At 64.3% G+C, this 19,008-nt stretch carries 17 protein-coding genes and 1 riboswitch; of the genes, 7 read left to right on the top strand and 10 right to left on the bottom strand.

Translation table 11 applies throughout. The features are described from left to right. The 6 genes from sucD to SZ64_RS07365 all read right to left on the bottom strand — a co-directional run bounded on the left by sucD (window position 1) and on the right by SZ64_RS07365 (window position 6,564). Window positions 1-891 (bottom strand): succinate--CoA ligase subunit alpha, encoded by an 891-nt coding sequence (sucD, locus tag SZ64_RS07390; protein ID WP_054530222.1) that lies wholly within the window; start codon window positions 889-891, stop codon window positions 1-3. Then, on the bottom strand, window positions 888-1,469 hold the full coding sequence (locus SZ64_RS07385; protein WP_206742898.1) for a hypothetical protein: 582 nt from the start codon (window positions 1,467-1,469) through the stop codon (window positions 888-890). Before SZ64_RS07385 ends, sucD begins: the two co-directional genes overlap by 4 nt. Before the next feature lie 40 nt (window positions 1,470-1,509). After that, window positions 1,510-2,472, bottom strand: coding sequence for a malate dehydrogenase (gene mdh / locus SZ64_RS07380; protein ID WP_054530220.1), 963 nt, complete (start codon window positions 2,470-2,472; stop codon window positions 1,510-1,512). 390 nt (window positions 2,473-2,862) lie between these two features. Further along, window positions 2,863-4,830 (bottom strand): EAL domain-containing protein, encoded by a 1,968-nt coding sequence (locus tag SZ64_RS07375; RefSeq protein WP_241773004.1) that lies wholly within the window; start codon window positions 4,828-4,830, stop codon window positions 2,863-2,865. A gap of 66 nt (window positions 4,831-4,896) precedes the next feature. Beyond that, window positions 4,897-5,262 (bottom strand): hypothetical protein, encoded by a 366-nt coding sequence (locus SZ64_RS07370; protein WP_054530219.1) that lies wholly within the window; start codon window positions 5,260-5,262, stop codon window positions 4,897-4,899. Window positions 5,263-5,427: 165 nt separating this feature from the next. Beyond that, window positions 5,428-6,564, bottom strand: coding sequence for a cell wall hydrolase (locus SZ64_RS07365; RefSeq protein WP_241773003.1), 1,137 nt, complete (start codon window positions 6,562-6,564; stop codon window positions 5,428-5,430). A 172-nt stretch (window positions 6,565-6,736) separates the two neighbouring features. Further along, window positions 6,737-6,946, top strand: a riboswitch (cobalamin riboswitch). Window positions 6,947-7,076: 130 nt separating this feature from the next. On the opposite strand from SZ64_RS07365, the gene SZ64_RS07360 reads away from it, so the two are divergent. The 3 genes from SZ64_RS07360 to SZ64_RS07350 are packed head-to-tail and all read left to right on the top strand — an operon-like array spanning window position 7,077 to window position 9,660. Beyond that, window positions 7,077-7,970, top strand: a complete 894-nt coding sequence (locus tag SZ64_RS07360) for an ABC transporter substrate-binding protein (protein ID WP_082384471.1) — start codon at window positions 7,077-7,079, stop codon at window positions 7,968-7,970. Next, complete coding sequence (locus SZ64_RS07355) at window positions 7,967-8,920, top strand: iron ABC transporter permease (RefSeq protein WP_054530218.1); 954 nt, start codon at window positions 7,967-7,969, stop codon at window positions 8,918-8,920. The genes SZ64_RS07360 and SZ64_RS07355 overlap by 4 nt, the downstream gene beginning before the upstream one ends. Further along, a complete protein-coding gene (locus tag SZ64_RS07350; protein WP_054530217.1) occupies window positions 8,917-9,660 on the top strand; it encodes an ABC transporter ATP-binding protein in 744 nt (247 codons plus the stop codon). The genes SZ64_RS07355 and SZ64_RS07350 overlap by 4 nt, the downstream gene beginning before the upstream one ends. A 111-nt stretch (window positions 9,661-9,771) precedes the next feature. Here the strand turns inward: SZ64_RS07350 and SZ64_RS07345 are convergent, their stop codons facing one another. The 3 genes from SZ64_RS07345 to SZ64_RS07335 all read right to left on the bottom strand — a co-directional run bounded on the left by SZ64_RS07345 (window position 9,772) and on the right by SZ64_RS07335 (window position 13,014). Then, the gene (locus SZ64_RS07345) at window positions 9,772-11,949 is read right to left on the bottom strand and encodes a M3 family metallopeptidase (protein ID WP_241773002.1); all 2,178 of its coding nucleotides are present in this window, start codon (window positions 11,947-11,949) and stop codon (window positions 9,772-9,774) included. Window positions 11,950-12,061: 112 nt separating this feature from the next. Then, window positions 12,062-12,574 carry a hypothetical protein gene (locus SZ64_RS07340; RefSeq protein WP_054532145.1) on the bottom strand — a complete coding sequence of 171 codons (513 nt, stop codon included), beginning with the start codon at window positions 12,572-12,574 and terminating at the stop codon, window positions 12,062-12,064. Next, complete coding sequence (locus SZ64_RS07335; RefSeq protein ID WP_156313568.1) at window positions 12,571-13,014, bottom strand: hypothetical protein; 444 nt, start codon at window positions 13,012-13,014, stop codon at window positions 12,571-12,573. The genes SZ64_RS07340 and SZ64_RS07335 overlap by 4 nt, the downstream gene beginning before the upstream one ends. Before the next feature lie 273 nt (window positions 13,015-13,287). Here SZ64_RS07335 and SZ64_RS07330 point away from each other — a divergent pair, with 273 nt between their 5' ends. From SZ64_RS07330 to SZ64_RS18790, 4 genes are all read left to right on the top strand, one after another. Beyond that, window positions 13,288-14,709 carry a surface lipoprotein assembly modifier gene (locus tag SZ64_RS07330; protein WP_162225083.1) on the top strand — a complete coding sequence of 474 codons (1,422 nt, stop codon included), beginning with the start codon at window positions 13,288-13,290 and terminating at the stop codon, window positions 14,707-14,709. Between the two features lie 289 nt (window positions 14,710-14,998). Then, window positions 14,999-15,742 carry a transferrin-binding protein-like solute binding protein gene (locus tag SZ64_RS07325; protein WP_156313566.1) on the top strand — a complete coding sequence of 248 codons (744 nt, stop codon included), beginning with the start codon at window positions 14,999-15,001 and terminating at the stop codon, window positions 15,740-15,742. Window positions 15,743-15,961: 219 nt separating this feature from the next. Beyond that, on the top strand, window positions 15,962-16,924 hold the full coding sequence (locus tag SZ64_RS07320) for a hypothetical protein (protein ID WP_054530214.1): 963 nt from the start codon (window positions 15,962-15,964) through the stop codon (window positions 16,922-16,924). A gap of 383 nt (window positions 16,925-17,307) precedes the next feature. Then, a complete protein-coding gene (locus SZ64_RS18790; protein WP_054530212.1) occupies window positions 17,308-18,153 on the top strand; it encodes a hypothetical protein in 846 nt (281 codons plus the stop codon). 89 nt (window positions 18,154-18,242) lie between these two features. Here SZ64_RS18790 and SZ64_RS07305 read toward each other — a convergent pair whose 3' ends face one another. Continuing rightward, window positions 18,243-18,854, bottom strand: a complete 612-nt coding sequence (locus SZ64_RS07305; protein ID WP_082384469.1) for a DUF308 domain-containing protein — start codon at window positions 18,852-18,854, stop codon at window positions 18,243-18,245. Window positions 18,855-19,008 lie beyond the last annotated feature (154 nt).

The raw sequence follows: 19,008 nt of genomic DNA, 5'->3' as shown, positions 1-19,008 counted from the left end.
TTACGCCAGTTCCTTGAGAAGATCGGCCAGCGTGGTGCCAAGTTCGCTGGGCGAGGGGGAGACGCGGATGCCCGCTTCTTCCATCGCGGCGATCTTGTCTTCCGCGCCGCCCTGGCCGCCCGACACGATAGCGCCGGCATGGCCCATGCGGCGGCCCGGAGGGGCCGTGCGGCCGGCGATGAAGCCAACCATCGGCTTCTTGCGGCCCTTCTTCGCCTCGTCCTTCAGGAACTGCGCGGCTTCTTCTTCGGCACTGCCGCCGATTTCGCCGATCATGATGATCGACTTGGTTTCATCGTCGGCCAGGAACAGTTCCAGCACGTCGATGAAGTTGGTGCCGTTCACCGGGTCGCCGCCAATGCCGACCGCAGTGGTCTGGCCAAGGCCTGCCATGGTGGTCTGGTGCACGGCTTCATAGGTGAGAGTGCCCGAACGGCTGACGACGCCGACCGAGCCCTTCTTGAAGATGGAGCCGGGCATGATGCCGATCTTGCATTCGTTGGGCGTCAGCACGCCGGGGCAGTTCGGGCCGATCAGGCGGCTGTTGCTGCCGGAAAGGGCGCGCTTCACGCGCACCATGTCCAGCACGGGGATGCCTTCGGTGATGGCCACGATCAGTTCGATCTGGGCGTCGATGGCTTCAAGGATCGAATCCGCTGCGAACGGCGGCGGAACATAGATCACGGAAGCGGTCGCGCCGGTGGCGTGCTTCGCTTCGGCCACAGTGTCATAAACGGGGATACCGATATGGCTGGTGCCGCCCTTGCCGGGGGTCACGCCTGCGACCATCTGGGTGCCGTAGGCCACGGCCTGTTCCGTGTGGAACGTGCCCGTCGCGCCGGTCATCCCCTGAGTGATGACCTTGGTGTCCTTGTTGATGAGAATGCTCATAGATCGGTAAACTCCACCGAGGAGGCAGTGAAAACGATGCCGGACAAGGGGATGCCGGCAAGGGGTTCGGGAAGCACCGTGCCCTGGGGCACGAAGCTGATTTCCATTTCCATGTGGCCCGGCTTCAGCCCCGGATTCCAGACGAACTTGCTGCCGCCGGGAATGCCGTTGGGCCGTTCCGCCGGATCGCGCACCGCCCAGTCGCGCAGTTCTTCCAGCGGAAGTGCGGCGGGGGCGGAAAGATCGTAGACGCGGCAGCCATGCGAGACGACCCCTTCCAGTTCCACGCCGGAAATCACCGTGAACAATTCGCGTCCGGCAACCGACTTGCGCCAGATGCCGCCATCCAGAATCTGCACGGTGGGGTCTTCCTTCGCCATCAGCTCTTCACCGGAGGCGACGATGCGGGCAATCGCGCTGTCGGCAGCGGGGGAGTAATGTTCCCACCCGGCAGCCTGCACGGATGCCTGGGCAACGGGAATTTCCTCTATCCCGGAGCAGGCCGTGGCGAAGGCGGCCAGAACCTCGCGAGCCGGATAGGGTTCCGGCTCCGCGAGGTCCTCACTCGCTGCGGCCACTGCGAGGGGGAGAAGGGCTGCGGCGAGGATCAAGGCAGGATCAACCCAGGCTCGGGTCGATGGCCTTGCAAGCGACGAGCAGTTCCTTGACCGCATCGACCGAGGTCTGGAAGTTGGCCTTGGCTGCATCGTCCAGTGCGATTTCCACCACTTCCTCAACGCCATTGGCGCCGATCACAGCGGGGACGCCGACATAGAGGCCGTCGAGGCCATACTGGCCATCGACATAGACGGCGCAGGGCAGGATGCGCTTCTGGTCGCCCAGATAGGCTTCCGCCATGGCAATCGCCGAAGTGGCGGGTGCGTAATAGGCCGAACCGGTCTTGAGCAGGCCGACGATTTCGCCGCCGCCCGAACGGGTGCGGGCCACGATCGCGTCAATCGCTTCCTTGCTGGACTTGCCCATCTTCACGAGGTCATCCACCGGGATGCCCGAAATGGTGGTGTAGCTGGTGACCGGCACCATGGTATCGCCATGGCCGCCCAGCACGAAGGCGTTCACGTCCTTCACCGACACGCCGAATTCCCATGCGAGGAAAGTGGCAAAGCGCGCGCTGTCCAGCACGCCAGCCATGCCGACGACCTTGTTGGCGGGCAGGCCGGAGAATTCGCGCAGCGCCCAGACCATCGCGTCGAGCGGGTTGGTGATGCAGATCACGAAGGCGTCAGGCGCGTGGGTCTTGATGCCTTCGCCAACGGCCTTCATCACGGACAGGTTGATGCCCAGCAGATCGTCGCGGCTCATGCCCGGCTTGCGGGGCACGCCTGCGGTGACGATGATGACGTCCGCACCGGCGATGTCGGCATAATCGTTCGTGCCGGTGATCTTCGCGTCGAAGCCTTCGACCGGGCCGCACTGGGAAAGGTCCAGCGCCTTGCCCTGGGGCATGCCTTCGGCGATGTCGAACAGGACGATGTCACCCATCTCCTTCTTCGCGGCGAGGTGGGCCAGGGTGCCGCCGATCATGCCGGCGCCGATGAGGGCGATCTTCTTGCGAGCCATGTGCGATGCTTGCCTTTCGCGAAAGAGCGGGAGCGATGCTCATCCGAATGGCGCACACCCCGCATCCCGCGAGAGGCGAGCGCCCCAAGTTTGACTCGGCCCTAGGCCTGTGGATTTGCTTTGGCAACCGCGAAAAGCCGCCAATTCCTGAGAATTTGTGATAACAGTTCGCAATATCAATAAGGGTGTAATTTCGCCCTGCGCGACGTCCCGGCGAGAGGTGGCAAGACACTTGTGTCGTCCGCCAGCCGGGCACGCCAATAACAGTTGCGAATGTCCGGAAGATGAACCCGGCATGCGGTCAGGAAAAGGAGGTTGGCGGTGACTCGGTCCGGGGATGGGACCGGATAGGGCAATGGCCGATATGCAGTGCACATCAGCCCGCGTGCATCAGCCGACCAGACGGATGGCCGGTTCCTTGTCGCGTTCCTGCGCCAGCAGGGTAGCGGCAAGGTAATCCGGCACGGCACGGCTGAAATAGTAACCCTGGCCCAGCGTACAGCCCGCTTCGCGAACGGCGCGGACCTGTTCGATGGTTTCGAGGCCTTCGGCCACGATGTCCATTTCCAGCCGCGATCCGAGTTCGGCCACGGCGCGGATGATTGCATCGCTCTTGCGGCCGACGTTGGGGCCGGAAACGAAGCTGCGGTCCACCTTGATCTTCTTGAAGGGGAACTTGTTGATGTAGCCGAGCGAGGAATAGCCCGTGCCGAAATCGTCGAGCGCGAAACGTACGCCTTCGGCCGCCAGCTTCTCGATGAAGCGGGCAGTGTGGTGGTTGTCTTCCAGGAACAGGCTTTCGGTCACTTCCAGTTCAAGCCGCGATGGATCGAGCTTGGCTTCCTTCAGTGCATTGAGAATGCCCAGAGCCGAACCGGGCGCCTTGATCTGCACCGGGGAGAGATTGACGGCGATGGTCACGTCTTCCGGCCACTGCGCGCAGGCCTTGGCAGCCTGAGCCGTGATCCAGTTGCCCAGCGTGATGATGACGCCGGTTTCCTCGGCCACCGGAATGAACTCGTCGGGGCGCAGTTCGCCCTTTTCGGGGTGGAACCAGCGCACCAGCGCCTCGAAGGTCTTGATGCGTCCGGTTTCCAGATCGACGATCGGCTGGAAGAAGATGGACAGTTCGTCGCGCTGCAGGGCGGCGCGCAGTTCGGCCTCAATCTCCTTGCGGCGCATCAGGTCGCGCGTCATCGAAGCGTCGAAGAAACTGGTCTGGTTCCGGCCGTTGACCTTGGCGTGATACAGCGCAAGGTCGGCGCTCTGCATCACAGTGTCGAGATCGCTGCCGTCGTCCGGCATCAGCGCGATGCCCATGGAGGTGCCGATTTCCAGACGTTCGCCGTCGATGCGATAGGGCCGGGAAATTTCGTCGAGCAGGCTGCTGGCAAGGCGCTCGCTTTCGGAGCGCGTGTCCACTTCGCAAACCACGATGAATTCGTCGCCGCCGAACCGGGCGACCGTGGCACCATCAGGCGCTGTTTCGCGCAGGCGGCGGGCCACTTCGGACAGCACGCGGTCACCGACCGGGTGGCCCAGCGTGTCGTTCACTTCCTTGAACTTGTCGAGATCGAGCCAGAACAGCGCCAGCTTCTGATCGTCGCGCATGGTCATCAGTTTCTCGACCATCTCGTGGTTGAGACCGGCGCGGTTGGACAGGCCGGTGACGACGTCGGTGCGGGCAAGATCGCGCATCTTGTCGGCCATGCGCTGGCTTGTTTCGGCCGCGGCGACGGATTCGCGCAGCACATCGAAGATGTTGAAAGTCACCGACGCCATGGCCGGGATCAACAGCAGGGTAGTGACGGCAAAGACGATGTAGATCGGTTCCGCCCGGATCGCCGCAACCACGATCAGCGGCGCGAGCGAGAGAATCATCTGGCCCAGCGCGATCATCGGCAGGCCGGCATTGCGGGTGGAAGTGCCCGCGCCATAGGCAATGGCATAGCTTACGGCCAGCAATTGCATGCTGGTCGCAAGGTCGAACCAGATGGTGAGCGCGCCGATGGTACCGACGATGAAGGCGAAGCTGAAGGCGCCTGCTTCGTAGAGCAGTTCAAGCAGCCTGGCGTCGCGCCGGTCGGTCTCCGGGCCAAGGCTTGCGGCCATTCCGACGCGCATTACCGCCACTGCGGTGAGCAGCAGCGCAGCGATGATGATCTGAAGATTGCCCGAGACATAGGCGACCGTGGCAGCCGCGCTGACACCGCACAGGGCGCCGATCGCAAGGCTGGACGGTTGGGTGTAAAGCGACGTGACCAGCTTGCGACGCACGCGATCGTCCAGCGCATCGCCGGAGATCGTTCGTGCAAGGATTTCCTTGACCTTCTTTATCGGTCGTCTCCCGAGCGTCACGCCTTCGGGAATAGCGAGAAGAGGTCACTGAATGGTTAAGGCGATCCTTACCAGCCCCTGTGGGATTTATCGGCGTGGAGGATTAACACCTTCGAATTCACCAGCCTGACTGGCAAGGCGGGCCGCCATGCGCCGGTCCAGTGTGCGGCAGACGCCCAGCCACCAGCGATAGGTCTCCCGGTCGCCTGAGAAAAAGGCGCGTTCGGCCTGATTGCGGGCATGATCGGCCGCACCGATTCCATGCTGGGCAAACTGGCGCAGCGCCGCGTGCAGGATCGCACGTTCTGCCACAGGGTCAGCAGCGGAATCGCGCGCTGCATCGGGGCGCAGGGCGATATTGTCATTGGCCGGGCGGCCCATCGTGGCGCGGGCACGCACGGTGTTAAGATTGGGAAGCAACCGGCCTTCTGCGGCGGCGAAATGGATCGTCATAATGCAGGAACCTTCATCATCCCGGCGGCGCCCCGTCCATGTGCCGGACGCTCAACGTGCAAGCGGTTTAGCCGGGCAAGTTGAAGCCTTCGTTCCCGCGCATGGTTTCCAGCCTGTAAACCTTTGAAAGCGGAGGATTCCCGAGGGGTAACGCCTCGTCGCGCGTCAGGGGCGCCCTATCCACTGGCCGGATTGGGAATACTGGCTCTTCACCTCGCCGCCGCCGGGCAGGCGGTTGCCGGAATAAAGCGTTTCGCCGCCGCGTGCCTCGATTTCGGTCGAATAGGTCGGGGCGGGAAGCTTCTGGGCAGGCTGGGCGTTGCTTCCCGCTGCGCCGCGCGTGGTGGCAACGGGGGTGGCCGGTTGCGCGGCCACCAGAGTGGCTTCGTAACGGCGGGCCAGCTCGAGCGGGTCGGCCAGCGATGCCGCGTCGGGCGTGGCCGTCGGGCGATGGCGCTGGGGCAGCGGCTCGGCCCCGAAATAGGCCTGAGTGAAAGCGGCAGGCAGGCCCGCCGCGCCGCGCCAGCGATAGAAGGTGTGCGCGCCGATGGTGGTGATATTGTTCAGGCTGTCCGCCCAATAGGGATGGATCTGCACCGTGTGGTAATGGGTTGCGAGGCCGACCGGGCGATAGACGGACCCGGCAAGCGATGCCATCGCCACGCGCTGCGCCCGGTCCCAGAACTTGCGCGCGGGCGCGCGGGCGAGCGAGCCGTCGCAGGTGAAGCTGAACTGGCACCCGGTCGACCGTTCCGAACCCTGGAAGACCACGCCGCAGACTGTGTTGGGATAGGCGGGATGGGCCACGCGGTTGAGCACGACCTGCGCCACGGCACGCTGGCCGGCATCGGATTCCGTGGCGGCTTCGTAATAGATCGCCATGGTCATGCATTGCAGCGCGCGCGCCTTGTCGATGGCGCTGCCCGCATTGGCGATTGGCCGTGCGGCTGGCCCGAATGCATCGTCGGCGGCATTCGGGCCGGCCAGGGTGAAGGTGCCTCCAACAGGCGCCGCGGCATAGGCGGAAGGTTCGTCGGCAAGGTAATAGAAGGCAGAGCCGGGAAAGCTCTCCCCTGCCACTTCGAAGCCCATCGGGCTGGCCGCCTTTGCTTCCTCGCTGCCGAACAGATCGAGGCTGCGCCACTCGGCAGGCGCGGCCATGGCAGGAACGCCCAGCGCCAGTGCCAGCGCCGCAAATCGCCGCCAGCCATGCGCCCAGCCTTTGGTGGCGCGCGGCTTCGCCCGCAGGAAATTGCGGGGGCTGGCGGTATCCGTGACGGGAAGGGCAGCAGTAGCGGTCAAAAAGATCTTTCAGGGGCAGGCTGTGAAATCGCGCCTTGGCGCGTATCGGCAAAGCGGGGCTTTCGCAGCCGCGAAATCCGGTTCGTGCCGAAGCGGTACAGCGCGCGCATAAAGGTTAAGTGCTGAACATTGGGTAAGCGCGGTGCTTGCGGCTGTCATTCCGGCGGCCTATCGCATGGCCTGCGTCATAGGTTGCCCGCGAGAGCGGGCCGAAGAGGGAAGCAGGTGAGGGGGAACCCGAATCCTGCGCTGCCCCCGCAACTGTGACCGGGGAGCCGCGCGCTCATCATGCCACTGCTGCCTTCTTGAAGGCAGCGGGAAGGCGGGCGCGAAAGCTGTGATCCGGCGAGCCAGGAGACCTGCCTGTTACGCGTCGTTCGGCCACGGGCGGGGTGTACCGATGGCAAGCGCACTGGCCTGTGCCGGGAAACCGGCGCGCGCCTTTCGCCATGGACGGCACTTGTGTCGCGGCGGGAGGTATGGTGCCTAACTATCTTGTATTATTTGCGATTATGGCTGGCCTTGGTGGCTGCGCGCCTGCGCAGCGCAGTGGCCATTCAGCGAGCGGCCCGACCATCGTTTCGCTCAATCCCTGTAGCGATGCGATCCTGGCGGAAGTTGCCGCGCCGGGCCAGTTGCTGGCCATTTCGCACTATAGCCACGATCCGCGCGCCACTTCGATGGACCTTGCCACGGCGCGCCGCTTCGCCGCCACCGGCGGCACGGCGGAGGAAGTGTTTGCCCTCAGGCCGGACGTGGTTGTGGCAGGCAGTTTCCTGCCCGGCGCGACCCGCCGCGCATTCGAGCGGCAAGGCATTCGCGTGCAAACGCTTGATGTCGCGCATGATGTTGCCGGGAGCGAGGCGCAGGTGCGCCAGCTTGCTGCTCTGGCCGGTCGCCCGGCGCAGGGCGAGGCTCTGGTTGCCCGGATCGAGGCTGCGCTGGACCAGGCGCGCGCACCTGTCGGTTCTGCGCCGGTCGATGCGCTGGTGTGGCAGCAGGGCGGGATCGTCGCCGGGCCGGACAGCCTGATTGCCGATCTGCTGGCGCGCACCGGCTTTTCCAGTCATGCCGCCACGCGCGGGCTGGGGCAGGGCGCCTATCTGCCGCTGGAGCAGGTGCTGGCCGATCCGCCTTCGCTGGTGCTGGCGGCTGGCGGGGAACGCGCGCTGAGCCATCCGGCGCTCGGGCAGCTCAAGGGCACCCGTTACGAGAGGCTCGATCCCTCGCTGCTCTATTGTGGCGGACCGACCATCCTGCGGGCGGCAAAGCGGCTGAGCGAAGTGAGGGCCACGGTCGGGGCGCGTGCTTCGACAGGCTCAGCACGAGCGGCGTTGGGGCGGTCCGAAAAAGACCCGTTCATCCTGAGCTTGTCGAAGGGCACTCGTAAGCGGGGGCAGATATGAGCCGCCCTGTGACACTGTTGCTCCTCGCGCTGGCGGTCATGATCCCGCTCTCGCTCCTCGCAGGCCGTGTCTGGATCGACCCGGCGACAACGCCCAATGCGGCCCTGATCCTGATGGAACTGCGCCTGCCGCGCGCCGTGCTTGCGCTCGTCATCGGCGGCGGGTTGGGTGCAGCCGGGGCGGCCATGCAAGGCTATCTGCGCAATCCGCTGGCCGATCCGGGCCTGTTCGGCATTGCGCCGGGTGCGGCCCTTGGCGCGGTGGTGAGCCTGCTGTTCGGCTATGCGGCCTCGGTCTGGCTGCTGCCCGCCTTCGCGCTGGCCGGTGCGGCCGGGGCCATGATGCTGCTGGTGCTGATCGCCGGGCGTAGCGGCGGGATCGGGTTGTTCACTCTGGCCGGGATGATGATCGCCAGCCTTGCGGGCGCGCTCACCTCGCTGGTCATCAGCCTTGCCCCCAACGCCTTTGCCATGAGTGAAATCGTCACATGGCTGATGGGCGCGCTGACCGACCGGAGCTGGGCCGATGTGTGGATCGCCGCGCCGCTCACTCTTGTCGGGATAGCGCTGTTGCGGCTGGCAGGGCCTTCGCTCGATGCACTGACACTGGGCGAGGCGGCGGCGCGCTCGCTGGGCGTAAACCCGGCGCGGTTGCAGCTATTGCTGGTGGCGGGTGTGGGCCTGACCGTGGGATCGGGTGTGGCCGTGGCCGGGATCGTCGGCTTTGTCGGGCTGATCGTGCCGCATCTGGTCCGCCCGCTGACCGACCGGCGGCCCAGTTCGCTGATCCTGCCAAGTGCGCTGGCGGGGGCCTTGCTGGTGCTGGTGGCCGATTGCCTGTGCCGTATCCTGCCGTTGGTCACTGAATTGCGGCTGGGCATTGCCCTCAGCCTGATCGGCGCGCCGTTCTTCCTCGCCTTGCTGCTGAAGATGAGAAGGGGGCTGGCATGAAGCTCGCCGCACAAAAACTGTCGGTTCGGCTGGGTGAGGCCGATATTCTGCACGAGGTCACGGCAGGCCTGCTCCCCGGCACTGTCACTGCGATTTGCGGGCCGAACGGGGCGGGCAAGTCCACTCTGCTCGCGGCTCTGGCCGGGCTGACCAAACCCACGGCGGGCGAGGTGCTGCTGGACAATGCGCCGCTGGCTGGCCTCCATCCGCGCGAGCGGGCACGGGCTGTCGGCTATCTGCCGCAGGCGGGGGAAGTGGCCTGGGATCTGTCCGTGCGCAATCTCGTCGCGGTGGGCCGCCTGCCGCATGGCGATGTTGACAGCGAGGCAATCGAGGCTGCATTGGCGGCCTGCGATCTGGAAGGGCTTGCCGCGCGCCCGGTTTCCACCCTTTCAGGCGGGGAGAAGGCGCGGGCCCTGCTGGCGCGCGTTCTGGCGGGGCAACCGCACTGGATATTGGCGGACGAGCCGCTTGCCGCGCTCGATCTGGCGCATCAGCTCGGTCTGCTGGCCACGCTCCGGCAGGCGGCCGATGCCGGGGCCGGGGTAGTGCTGGTGCTGCACGATCTCGCGCTGGCGATGAACCATGCTGAGCGGGTGCTGCTGCTCGACAAGGGGGAACTGGTGGCCGATGCCCTGCCGGACGATGCGCTGAGCGATGTCAGCATTGCCCGGGTCTGGGGCGTGACCGCGCGCTGGCTGGGCCGGCCCGGCGCGCGGGCACTGGTGGCGGTAGGATAGGATCGAGCCGACCACAGGCGTTTCGTGAGCTCCTGCGCAAGCAGGAGCCTATCGCGAATTGGGCTCCTGCTTGCGCAGGAGCTCACTCATCAAACACTGAAGCAGAAGGGCTTATTGCCCGCTGAGGCCGCGTGCTTCGAGCATCGGGGCGATCTGCGGATCGTGGCCGGAATAATCGCGATACATGTCCGCATAATCCTTCGTGTGGCCCTGGCCGAGGAAGGTGGCGCGCACGTGATCGCCATTGGCGCGGGTGGGGCCGCCATTCTTCACCACCCAGTCCCACGCATCGTGGGCCAGCATTTCGGTCCAGATGTAGGAATAATATCCGGCGCCATAGCCGTTGGACCAGATATGCCGGAAATAGGGCGAGCGATAACGCGGCGGGATCAGGTTCGCGTCCAGCGGCGCCATTTCCGCCAGCGCCGCCTTTTCGAAGCTCTCCGCATCCACCTTGGCATTGGCCGGGGTGAGATCGTGCCACTTCATGTCGAGCAGGGCGGAGGTCAGCAACTCGCCGAAGGACAGGCTCTGGTTGAACTTGTTGGCCGCCTCGATCTTCTTCACCAGCTCGGCCGGGATGGTCTCCCCGGTCTTGTAGTGCTTGGCGTAATTGTTCAGAACTTCCGGAAGAAAGGCGAAGTTCTCGTTGAACTGGCTGGGAAATTCCACAAAGTCCCGCGCCGTGTTGGTGCCTGAAAGGCCGGGATATTGCTGGCTGGCAAAGATGCCGTGCAGCGCGTGGCCGAATTCGTGGAACATGGTGTTCACATCGTCGGCCGTGGCCAGCGCAGGCTCGCCCGGTGCGGGCGGGGTCACGTTCTGGGTGTTGTAGATCACCGGCTTGTCGCCCAGCAGATATGACTGCTCGACGAAATTGCCCATCCAGGCGCCGCCCTGCTTGTTGGGCCGGGCGAAGGGGTCGAAATAGAACAGCGCCATCTCGCTGCCGTCCTTGTCGTAGACAGTGTAGACGCGCATGTCCGGGTGATAGGTGGGAATGTCGGTGCGGCGCTTGAAGCTGATGCCGTAGAACTTGTTGGCGGCGAAGAATACGCCGTCTTCCAGCGTCTTCCATACGTCGAAATAGGGCTTCACCGTCGCATCGTCGATGTCATAGCGGGCCTTGCGGACCTTCTCTGCGTAATAGGCCCAGTCCCACGGTTCCAGCTTGATGTTCTGCCCTTCCGATGCGGCCATTTCCTCCAGCATCTTGCGCTCGCGCTGCTGGGTGGCGGCAACGGCGGGCACGAAATCCTGCATGAAGGAAATCGCCTTGGCCGGGTCCTTCACCATGCGGTCATAAAGGGCAAAGGCGGCATAATTCGGCTGGCCGAGCAGCGCGGCCTTGTTGGCGCGAAGCTGGGCGATTTCCTCGATCGTGCTGGTCAGATCATATTCGTCGCCGCTGGAGGTGCGGGTGATGCTGGCCTTGAACAGCTTCTCGCGGCTGGCGCGGTTGTTGAGGTTGGTGAGCTGCGGCTGCTGCGTAGTGTTGATCAGCGCCAGGGCATATTTGCCCGGATGGCCCATTTCCGTGGCCAGCTTGGCCGCCGCGTCGATTTCCGCAGGCGAAAGCCCGTCGAGTTCGGCCGCGCTGTCGAAGATCGGGGCCTTGGCGGCGGTTCCTTCGGTCAGCTTCTGGGAGAATTCGGTTTCCAGCCCGGCAAGGCGGCCGTTGATCGCCTTCAGCTCTTCCTTCTGCTTGGCGTCGAGCAGAGCGCCCGCATGGACGAAATCGGCATAGACCGTTTCCAGCAGCATCGCGTCTTCGCCCGTCATGCTCATGGCGGCGCGATTATCGTATACCGCCTTCACTCGCTGGAAGAGCTTGTCGTTGAGGTAGATCGCATCCTGCATCGCCGCCAGCTTGGACGAGATATCCTTGTCGATCGCATCCAGCGTGTCGTTGGTATTGGCCGAGGTCAGCTGGCCAAAGGGGTGATAGGCGCGCAGGAACATCTGGCCCGAACGCTGCATGGCCACCAAAGTGTTGTCGAAAGTGGGCGCTTCGGGATTGTTCGCAATCGCGTCGATCTCGGCCAGCTGGATCGCAATGCCCTGTTCCAGCGCGCTGCGGAAATCCTCGTCCTTGAACTTGGTGAAATCCGGGGCGTGGAAGGGCAGGGTGGATTCCTGCGCGAAATAGCCGGTGGCCTGCGGGATCTTGGCCTGCGGAGTCCTGGTGGTGCTGTTCACGGTTTCGGCATTGCCCGTTCCGGCGCATCCGGCAAGAGCCGCTGCGCCAAGAACGATGGGGGCAGTGGCGGCAAGCAGGCGGGTCTTCATCGGGCTTATCTCCTGTTGCAGGCGCGAGATGGTTGCGCCCGAAATCAAAGTTTCGGGCATGCCTGCAAATCGTCGACTGAACAAGGGGTGACCGAAACTGGAGCGGGGCAGCTCAGGGAGTGCAGGCCTTGCCCTCATATTCGTTGCGATGCGGTTCGTAGGTCGAACCATTCCACCGCAGTACCGGGAAGCAGAAGCCCGGGCAGCCCACTTCCAGATCCGGCCAGTTACCCGCGCCGCGCGCTTCCAGCGCCCGCAATATGCCGATGCCCTGATCCATCAGCTTCCACTGACCGGAGGCATTGCGGCTGACCAGAAAATAGCCTTGCCCGGTAAAGCCGTAGCAGAAGCTGCTGCTCTCGGTGATGACCGCCTCGGGTTGGCCATCGCCATTGAAGTCCGCCACCTGCTCGATCTGGCCGGGGGCATAGGCTGCCGTGCCCGGATCGTCGCAACCGTGCCAGTCGCCGTTGGTCAGCTTGAAGCCGGCAGCGGCGAAAGCGGCTGCGTCGTCAGCCGGTTCCATCGGGAAGGTTTCGGGCGGAGGCGGCTCCACCGCCAGCAGCGGGGCTGCAAACCCCGCCGCCAGCAGCGTTGCCAGAATGGCTGTGGGCCGCAGCCTCACGGCTGAACGGCGGGCGATGCGCCACACTTGGCAAGGTCGCCAGCCTTGCAGGCTTCCACATCGTCGCGCCATTTGGCCATGGCCGCCTGATAATCCTGTTCGCGCTTGGCTTTCTCTGCCTCATAGGCGGCCTGCGCGGCAGCCTGATCGGCGGCGATCTTGTCTTTGGCTTCTTCCACTTCCTTCAGGCGGCGATCGTATTCGGCCTGGGAGTTGGCGTTGTTCTGCAGCTGGCTGGATGCGAATTCCGCCTGCTGTTCATTGGCGGTCTTGCGCTGGGCCACTTCCTCGGGCGAATTGCCTTCGGGCAGCTGGGAAGCGTCTGTCTGCTGGGCAAGTGACGGCGCGGACAGGGCCATGAGGGCACCGGCGACAAGCGCTGCGGGAAGGGCAATGCGGCGACGAAGGGCAGTGGGGCAAAGGGTAGCGGGGCGTTCCATATCGGACTCTCCTTCTTCTTCGCTTCGACAATGCGGAGCGGCAGGCCGGATGGCAAGGCTTTGCACCTGCACCCAGGCGCACGATTGTCGATTCTGGCGGCAGATTTGCCGCGCTCGATCTTCCTGCCCTGTCCAGTCTTAACGGAAAATTGCTCCGCCTTCGAAGAGGTTCGCCAATGCCCCTCTCGACCCGCGCAGCCGTGGCAGCTATGTCCCCAACCTCTGCAAGCGCGGTGTGGTCGGTGCCGCCAACACGTGATTAGGGGATGTTGGGTGAAAAAACCGGCTATCGGCGCGGCTCCGCTGGCATTGCTGGCGTTCGGCATGGTGCCCGCGCCAGCGCTGGCGCAGGAAGGTGCCGCTGCGGAAAATCTGTCAGCGCAGTCCGGAGCAGAGCAGTCTGGAGTAGGGCAGGCTGAGGCCGATCCGGCCGCTGGCGCGCAGGAAGCCGGCGGTGTTGAAATGACTGCTGCCCAATTGTTCCAATATGCGGATGCCGCGCGCGATCGCGGCGATTTCGAAACGGCTGAGGCTGCCTATCGCGCCCTTACGCAAGATCCGGACGTCGAATTGCGCACCGAAGCGCGCTTTCGACTGGCCTTGATGCTGGCGGACCGGATGAACAAGCCGCGCGAAGGGGCCGTGTTGCTGCGCCGCATTCTGGACGACAAGCCCGATGCCGCCGCCGTGCGCCTCCAGCTTGCGCGGCTTCAGGCGCAAATGGGCAATATGGGCGAGGCGCGGCGCGAATTGCGCGCGGCCGAAGCCACCGGCCTGCCGCCGCAGGTGGAACAGCAGGTGCGCTTCTTCGCCAATGCCCTTTCCGCACTGAAGCGCACGGGCGGCGGGTTTGAAGTGGCCGCGGCGCCCAGCACCAATATCAACAACGCCACCCATTCCGACACTCTGGGCACGATCATCGGCGATTTCACGCTGGATGACGATGCGAAGGCGCAATCCGGCATCGGCCTTTCAGTGCGCGGCCAGCTCTATCATCGCCTGCCCGTGGGCGCGAAGACGGATATTCTCCTGCGGGCCTCCGGCTCTGCCGATCTTTATCGCAAAAGCCGGTTCGACGATATTTCGGCCTCGCTGCAGGCCGGTCCGCAATGGCGCTGGGGGGCGGACCGTTTCTCGCTCGCAGGCGCGGCAAGCTGGCGCTGGTACGGGATGGACCCTTACAGCACATCTTACGGCGTGACCGGCAACTGGCAGCATCCGCTGGGCAAGCGCACCCAGCTGCGCATGGACGGCACCGTGCTGCTGGAGGACAATCACCGCAACAATCTGGAAGACGGAGAACGCTACACGCTGGCAGTGGGGCTGGACCGGGCCTTTTCCGCGCGGTTCGGCGGCGGTTTCCAGATCAACGGATCGCGCGACGTCGCGTCCGATCCCGGCTATTCCACGGCTAGCGGGGGCGTGAATACCTACCTCTATCGCGAGATGGGCCGCACCACCACCGTGCTCAATCTGGGCTATCGGCGGCTGGAGGCGGACAAGCGCCTGTTCCTCTATCCCCAGCGCCGCAAGGACGACACGTTCTCCGCCAGCCTTTCCGGCACTTTTCGCGGCCTGACCTTCGGCACTTTCGCGCCGCTGGTGCGGGTGGCCTATCAGCGCAACTGGTCGACGGTGGAGATCTACGATTTTGACCGGATTTCGGCGGAAGTCGGGTTGGTTGCGGCCTTCTGAGCGGACGTTTTCGCGTCACTCCGAAACGGATACATTACAAATTCTCATTTTGTCCCGCTGGGATAATCCTTCGACAAGGCGGGGCGGATATCGCACCCGTCATGCTGGGGATTTAGGGGGTTTCATGAGAGGGATGCGGTATGCGGCCAGCGTTTCGCTGGCTGTGCTCGGTTTTACGCTTGCGGCTTGTGGCGGAGGCGGAGTGAACTCCACGCCGACGCCAACGCCGACTCCGCCGCCCACCCCGGCTCCATCGCCGCCGCCGACCTATTCCACGTTTTCTGAAGTGATGGCCGCGCCGGGCGACAAGTCGTTTCAGACGGGCGGGATCGCAGCCAACGGCTCCAGTCCCTATGCGATCGCTCCGCTGGGATCGCAACTCACGCTCGAATATGTCGCCGCCTCGAACACCTATCGCGTTACCAAGGGTGGAGCGCCTGCCGTGTCATTTGACGCAGCAGCTGGTTCCGGCTCGGCGAATATGATGAGGTTCGATACGCTTGGTGGCGAAACGTTGTATCTTCTGACACCTAATCTCGCGGGGGTCCCTTTGACCTACACGCGCATGGCGACCTTTTATTCGGCTGGCGGTGTCTCCAACCTGGGGGTTTACGGTGTTCTCACAAAGGCGGGCGATCTGCCAAAGAGCGGTAGCGCCAACTACAGCATCGAATTCTCCGGCCTCCTGTCCAAGACCGACTCCACGACCTATCTTTTGGGTGCCAATTCCGCAGCCAGCTTCACGGCCAATTTCGGCAGTGGCACGGTCAGCACCAGTCTCACCCTCAGCGGAACAAAGCTTGGCACCAATGAGACAGCGTCTTTCGGCACGATTGGCGGGACGGGCACGATCGCCGCGAACGGTCCCGGCTTCTCGGGCAACCTGAACGGAACCGGGGCTGGGGCGCCAGCCGGTACGGGCGTATTCTCCGGGGCCTTTTTCGGGCCGCAGGCGGCAGAAGTCGGCTATGCGTGGTCGTTCGACGGTACCGAATTCGATACCCAGGGCTACGCATCCGGCAAGAAGAACTGACCCGCGCCGGCAGTGCCCCGCTTAGGCAAATTCGACGGACCGCCCGCTTTCATCGGCCAAAGGGAGTGCGGCTGGCCCCCGTTTCGTCCACAAACTGTGGCTAGAGGCGAGACTTCCTTTGCCCAGACCGGGCATTCTGGTGCAGGAAGCGCGGATTAAGGTTTGTGTGCTGCCGGTACGTCTAGTGCTAGAGGCCGGGTGAAAGCGGGAGTTTCTGTGATGAGTGCGATGCGGATGATGGCGGGGGCTTCGCTCCTCGTGCTGGGGCTGACTGTGGCAGCCTGTGGCGGTGGCGGCGTGGATTCCACCCCGACTCCCACCCCCACTGAAACGCCCACGCCAGCTCCGGGACCGGTCGTTCCCTATCTTTCGGTGGCAGATGCTTTCGCTTCGGCCAGCAACAAGATCTTCCGTTCGGCCGGCGTGACCTGGTCGAAGACCGGCAGTGCCGACGCTACCGGGCACAAGGCCTTCGCCTTCGGCACCGCACTGGTCGTCGGCTATAACGAGACGACCGACAGTTATAAGGTGACGCCGGTTTCCTATACCGGCGGCGCTACCGGAACCGCACTGGATGCTGTCGAATTTCCGATCGGTTCGGCAACACCGGGCACTACGTCCACCTTCACCAAGACCACCAGCGGTGTGACCGATACGCTGAACCTGACGATCCCGCAGGTGAACAGCGTGCCCTTGTCCTACACCATGCTGTTCGACTTCTCGCGCAGCACCAGTTCGTCCGGCAAGGTGGAACATTGGCAGAGCGTGGGTGGCATCCCGACCCAGTCCGGCGACATGCCTCGCACCGGCACGGCCTCTTACACCATGATGGTGGACGGTGCGGCCACGCGCGACGGGGATAGCAAGACCTATATGCTCGGCGGCCTGTCCACCGGTACCTTCACGGCCGATTTCGCCACCAGCAAGATCGACACCACGCTTGCGCTGAAGGGTGAGGCGACCGGCGGGGCGACCAGCGATTTCGGCACGGCCACCGGCAGCACGACGTTCACTGCCGCATCTCCGTATTTCAACGGAGCGCTTACCGGCGCGAATAGTGCGAAGGGTGAATTCTCGGGCAGCTTCTTCGGCCCGGGCGCGGGCGAAGTGGCCTATGGCTGGTACTTCCTGGGTTCGGATTTTGACGCTCAGGGCTTCGCTGCGGGCAAGAAGCAGGACTAGTCTTCCGGCCGGCCGCATCTGCACAGGGGCGGCCGGCAGGGAAACAGATGCCCGGATCGCGGGCAGCCAAGGGGGGGCAGATGAAGTTGATGCGTTACGCGGCCGGTGCGTCGCTGGTTTCGATCGCCATGGTAATGGCCGGTTGCGGCGGTGGTGGCATGAACAGCACGCCGTCTCCCACGCCCACTCCGGCCCCACCGCAGACGCCTACGCCGTCGGAAACCCCGACCCCGACACCGAGTGGAACGCCTACGCCGACTCCTGGGCCGACCCCAACTCCGACACCCGGACCTACGCCTACGCCGACTCCTGGGCCGACCCCAACTCCGACACCGGGGCCGACCCCGACCCCAACGCCGATTCCGACTCCGATCTCCTCGGTGATGAGCGGGCTTCCCGCAGACACGAAGATTAACACCGCATCCTTCTATGGCGGCGTCAATCTGTCCGGTTCAGTCAGCGGCGGGCGCAACAATTACGGGTCCACCGTTCAGGTCCGCTATTCGGTCACCACCGGCAATATCGAATTGATCAAGTCGGACAAAACGGTGGCATCCTTCCTGCCTTCCGATCTGGATACAGCCAATAGTGCGAACGGGCTGGCGATCTTCCAGAAGGGGCAGGTCTCCATTCCGCTGACCAGCACCACCTTGCCGGAGGAAGTGCTGGAACTGCACGTGCCGCAGATCAATGGCGTGCCGCTCAGCTACACGCGCTTCGGCACCTATCTGAAGATCAATGTCAGCCTGTTCCAACAGAAGATCGAGCCGCTGGCGGCTTTCGTCTTCGGCCAGCCGACGGCGGGCGGCAGCATGCCGACTTCCGGCAGCGCCACCTATTCGTCGGACGTCTATGGCGCGGTCTTCGTGCCCAACGGCACCAGCCCTTCGCTTTATGCGATGGGTGACGGGAAGGGATCGGCCACATTCAGCGCCAATTTCGGCAGCGGCACGGTTTCCACGCTGATCAACCTTGCCGGCGACGATATGCTGGGCAGCGGCGGCAATGCCTCGTTCGGATCGGTCAGCGGCACGGGCACGATCCAGTCGGGCAGTGCGGCCTTCAACGGCTCACTTTCCGGATCAGGCAGCGGCGGCTTCACCGGCTCGTTCTTCGGGCCGGGCGCGTTGGAGGCGGGCTATGTGTTCAACGTGCAGGGCACGTATAACAGCACCGATTTCCTCGCCTACGGCAATGTCTTCGGCACCACTGCCGCACCCCCGCCCTGAGGTGGGGAGGGGCGGCCGCCAGGGCTGAGGCCCGGGCAGCCGTCCTTGTGCCGCTGTCCTCTGTGCCGCCGCCCCTGTTCCGCCGGGCCTTACGCCGCGCCCTTGCGCAGCCGGAGGGCCAGCGTGATCAGCGCCACGCCGCTTGCCAGCGCATAGAGGCCGATCAGCCAGCCCAGCGAGATGAGCGAGGCCCCCGGCGCGACGGCCAGCACCCCCAGGATCGCCAGACCGAGCACCACTGACAGCAGGCCGGACAGGCCCAGCAGCCATTCGCCCTCGACTTCGCGGCGCAGGCGGATCGCGGCGAAAATCTCGAACAGGCCGGTAAACAGTGCCCACATGGCCAGCATGATGACCAGGAACAGGGCATAGGTCGCCGCGGCCAGCATCGGCCATACGAAGAACACGCCGCCCACCGCGATCCCCAGCAGCCCGGAAAAGACCAGCATTCCCCAACGATCCGTATGGCTGCGTGCACCTTTGATTCCGGCGCCCAGCGTCAGCACGCCGTCGGCAAAGCTGAACGCGCCGAACAGCATGGCAAAGGCGAAAACCGTCAGCCCCGGAACCGCCAGCGCCATCACGCCCAGCGCAATCGCCAGCAGGCCGCGGACCAGAAACCAGCGCCAGTTATGGCGGGGCAGCACGAAAAGCGATGCCGAGAATTCGACAGAAGGTGCGGGGCGGCTGGAACTATCCATGAAGGTTCTCCTGCGAAGCGGCGATGCGTTTTCCCTTACAATAATGTCAGTATAACCTCACTCAGCGCGGGATTTTGCCTGAATTTCCCGTAGGAGTCATATGATTGTATCCGATTGGGAGGCATTTGCCTGGCGCCCGGCTTCACAATCCCAA

The sequence above is a fragment of the Erythrobacter sp. SG61-1L genome, assembly GCF_001305965.1.
Taxonomy (GTDB): Bacteria; Pseudomonadota; Alphaproteobacteria; order Sphingomonadales; family Sphingomonadaceae; genus Andeanibacterium.
This window is presented reverse-complemented; position numbering and strand designations above follow the sequence as displayed.